Source organism: Pseudomonas sp. CG7, from assembly GCF_023701885.1.
Classification (GTDB): domain Bacteria; phylum Pseudomonadota; class Gammaproteobacteria; order Pseudomonadales; family Pseudomonadaceae; genus Aquipseudomonas; species Aquipseudomonas zanjanensis.
On record NZ_JABAEE010000158.1, the window covers coordinates 1 to 4156 of the forward strand.

General features: G+C 61.6%; 4 protein-coding genes. 3 read left to right on the plus strand and 1 reads right to left on the minus strand.

Annotated features, from left to right (window positions below):
* Positions 1-675, plus strand: a 675-nt coding sequence (locus tag HGO40_RS30220; protein WP_250966025.1) for an ATP-binding cassette domain-containing protein, incomplete at its 5' end; no start/stop codon positions are given.
* 304 nt (positions 676-979) lie between these two features.
* Here HGO40_RS30220 and HGO40_RS30225 read toward each other — a convergent pair.
* Positions 980-2512, minus strand: a complete 1533-nt coding sequence (locus HGO40_RS30225) for a BCCT family transporter (protein WP_250966028.1) — start codon at positions 2510-2512, stop codon at positions 980-982.
* A 366-nt stretch (positions 2513-2878) separates the two neighbouring features.
* Here HGO40_RS30225 and betI point away from each other — a divergent pair, with 366 nt between their 5' ends.
* Complete coding sequence (betI, locus tag HGO40_RS30230) at positions 2879-3499, plus strand: transcriptional regulator BetI (protein WP_250966026.1); 621 nt, start codon at positions 2879-2881, stop codon at positions 3497-3499.
* A 79-nt stretch (positions 3500-3578) separates the two neighbouring features.
* Positions 3579-4156: aldehyde dehydrogenase family protein (locus HGO40_RS30235; protein ID WP_250966027.1), on the plus strand; the 578-nt coding region annotated here is incomplete at its 3' end.

Consider the following 4156-nt stretch of genomic DNA (forward strand, 5'->3'; position numbering starts at 1 on the left):
TCCGGCGGCATGCAGCAACGGGTCGGCCTGGCCCGCGCCCTGGCGATGGACGCCGACATCCTGCTGATGGACGAACCGTTCTCGGCCCTCGACCCATTGATCCGCCAAGGCCTGCAGGACGAACTGCTGGAGCTGCAACGCAAGCTGAGCAAGACCATTGTGTTCGTCAGCCACGACCTCGACGAAGCCCTGAAGCTGGGCAGCCGTATCGCGATCATGAAAGACGGCCGGATCATCCAGTACAGCAAGCCGGAACAAATCGTGCTGAACCCGGCCGACGACTATGTGCGCACCTTCGTCGCCCACACCAACCCGCTCAACGTCCTCTGCGGCCGCAGCCTGATGCGCACCCTGGACAACTGCAAGCGCATCAACGGGTCGGTCTGCCTGGACCCGGGTGGCGACTCCTGGCTCGACCTGGCCGACGGCAACACCATCAAGGGCGCCCGGCAGAACGGCGCGGCCCTGGACCTGCAAAACTGGGCTCCAGGCCAAGCGGGCGAAGGCCTGGGCCGACGTCCGACCCTGGTGGACTCCAACATCGGCATGCGCGATGCGTTGCAGATCCGCTACCAGACCGGCAACAAACTGGTGCTCCACGACAATCAGAAAGTCGTCGGGATCCTGGGCGACAGCGAGCTGTACCACGCACTGCTCGGCAAGAACCTGGGCTAACCCCACGCACACAAAAACGCCGCGAGATGATCGCGGCGTTTTTGTTTGCGCCTTCCAAGGCTGATGCTCATACCAGGGTTTGAAATGCTGGTACTGGCTTGGAACGCCGATACTGAGCTTGGAATGCTGATAACTGTGGCGAGGGAGCTTGCTCCCGCTCGGCTGCGCAGCAGTCGCAATCCAGGCGACACGAACCTTCAGGTACACCGTGCTTGGCCGGTTTGGGGTCGCTCCGCAACCCAGCGGGAGCAAGCTCCCTCGCCACAAAAGCCCCTCTGCCACAAGAGCAGGGCCAGGCAGAAGGTCAGCTATAGGCCCGCAGCACCGCCAACTCCGCCCGCTCCTGCTCCGCCTGCACATCCTGGCGCATGGCCTTGTGCAAACCGAACATGAAGCACACCAACACCACCGAGAACGGCAATCCGGCCAGCACCACCATGGTCTGCATCGCTTCGAAGTTGCCGGCAAACAACAGGCCGATCGTCACCAGCGTAATCACCACCGACCAGAAGATCCGCAGCCAATGGGGCGCGTCTTCGTCAACGGTGCCGCCCTGGCACGAAAGGTTCGCCATCATCACCGCGCCGGAGTCGGCCGGGGTCAGGAACAGGACGAAACCGACAAAGATCGACACACCGATGACAATCTTCGATGCCGGATAGAATTCAAGCAGCTGGTAGATCGACATCGACGGCTGCGTCAGCGCCGTCTTGCCCAACTCGACCGCGCCGTGGTTCATCACCAGGTCCAGGGCCGAGTTACCGAAGATCGACAGCCAGGCCAGGGTGAAGCCCAGGGGAATCAACAATACGCCCGCCACCAGCTCGCGCACGGAACGCCCACGAGAAATGCGCGCGATGAACATGCCGACAAAAGGCGCCCAGGAAATCCACCAGGCCCAATAGAACAGCGTCCATAGGCCCATCCAGCGGCCAGACTTGGCGCTGTCGTCCGCGTAGACGTACAGATCGAAGGTCTTGAGCACCACACCGTTGAGGTAGTCGCCAATGTTCTGAACGAAACCGTTGAGCAGGTGCAGGGTCGGACCGAACAGCAGCACAAAGATCAGCAGGCCGCTGAATAGCACGATGTTCAGGTTCGACAGCCGGCGGATACCGTTCTCCACGCCGGACACCGCCGCGATGGTCGCCACCGTGCTCATCACGATGCTCACGATCAGCAGATTGGTGTTGCTGTGTTCCATGCCGAACAGGTTTTCCAGCCCGGACGCCACCTGCAACGCGCCGATCCCCAGGTTGGTCACCAGCCCCAGCAGGGTCACGAACATGCCGACACCGTCCACCGCGTGACCGGCCGCACCCTTGACCCAGCGCTCTCCCCCCAGCGGATACAACGCCGAACGCAGGGCCAGCGGCTGATTGTGCCGGTAGGCGAAATACGCCACGGCCAAGCCCACCAAGGCGTAGATCGCCCAGCCGTGCAGGCCCCAGTGCAAGCACGTCAACTGCACCGCCTGCCGCGCCGCCTGTTGACTGCCGGCCACGCCTTCGGGCGGGTTGAAGAAATGGTCCAGCGGCTCGGAGGCGCCAAAGTACAGCAAGGAGATGCCGTTACCCGTCGAAAACAGCATCCCGGCCCAGGCGCCGTAGCTGAAATCCGGCGTGTCGTCTTTGCTGCCCAGCTTGAGCTTGCCGTAGGAGGAAAACGCCAGGCCAACCACGAACACCAGGTAAGCGGCGATGACCACCATGTAGTACCAACCAACGCTGCGGGACAACCACGCCTGGGCGATGCCGAGCAAACGACCGGCCTCCTGCGGGGCGATAATCAGAATGGCGGTCAGCAACAGAATCAGCGCGGTGGAGGTGTAGAACACCCAACCGTTGACCGTCACCTTCTGCGGTGGGGTCTTTATTAGAAAGGCAGAACTCATTGCACGGATGCTCCAGGCAGTGCGGGAGAAGGACAAGGCAACGCGGTACCCGACCAATCGGTGAGTGGGCAGCCGACCGACGGGTGTTATAAAGACACCCTTAAAGCCCTTGCCCCCGTCATTGCGTGGGTCTTGGGTCCTTGATGTCTCGCTTCTGCGCCATTTACGCGTAGGAAATTTCGGCAAATCGCGACGAATTGTCGCAGAGCTTATTCTTTGTTGATTGAACGTTCAATCAAAACAAAATAGACTGGCCCTCGCCATGACGGACTGCACTCGTCCGCCTGCGGGCCTAAGGAGATGTGCTAGATGCCCAAGGTCGGTATGCAACCCATCCGCCGCCAACAATTGATCGAAGCTACGTTGCAAGCGGTCGATCAGGTCGGCATGGGGGACGCCAGCATTGCGCTGATCGCTCGTTTGGCCGGTGTTTCCAACGGCATCATCAGTCACTACTTTCAGGACAAGAACGGCCTGATCGCGGCGACGGCCCAGTACCTGATGACTGTCTTGAGCGAGAACGTCACCGCGCGGCGTCAAGCGCTGACGGACTCGAGCCCGCGGGCTCACCTCAAGGTGATCATCGAAGGCAACTTCGACGCCAGCCAGGTCAACGGCCCGGCAATGAAAACCTGGCTGGCCTTCTGGGCCACCAGCATGCATCACCCGTCTTTGCACAGGTTGCAGCGGATCAACGATCACCGTCTGTATTCCAACCTGTGTTGCCAGTTCCGCCGCGTGTTGCCCGTTGACCAGGCACGCAGCGCGGCACGGGGCCTGGCCGCGCTGATTGACGGTTTGTGGCTGCGCGGCGCGCTGTCGGGAGACGCGTTCGATACCGCCCAGGCGCACCAGATCGCTTACGAATACATGGATTTCCAACTGGCCAAAACAGGAGCGCCAGAGCACACAGAACCGCTCGACTCCTGAACCGTCACCGCAGCGCGTAGTCAGCTATAAACGACACGCTCGGTGGCCAGCCAACCACTCATGCACTTGCGAGGACTTTATGGCCCGTTTCGAACTGCAAAAACTCTACATCGATGGCGCGTACAGCGATGCCAGCGGCGACGCCACTTTCGAAGCCATCAACCCGGCCAACGGTGAAGTACTCGCCCTGGTGCAGCGCGCAACGTTCGAGGACGTCGAGCGCGCCGTGGTCAGCGCCGAAAAGGGCCAGAAAGTCTGGGCCGCCATGACCGCCATGCAGCGTTCGCGCATCCTGCGTCGCGCCGTGGACATCCTGCGCGAGCGCAACGATGAACTGGCCGCCCTGGAAACCCTGGACACCGGCAAATCCTTCTCCGAAACCAAATACGTCGACATCGTCACCGGTGCCGACGTGCTGGAATACTACGCCGGCCTGGTCCCTGCCATCGAAGGCGAGCAGGTGCCGCTGCGCACCACATCCTTCGTCTATACCCGCCGCGAGCCCCTGGGCGTGGTGGCCGGTATCGGCGCGTGGAACTACCCGATCCAGATCGCCCTATGGAAATCCGCACCGGCCCTGGCCGCCGGCAACGCGATGATCTTCAAACCGAGCGAAGTCACCTCGCTGACCACGCTGAAACTGGCCGAGATCTACAC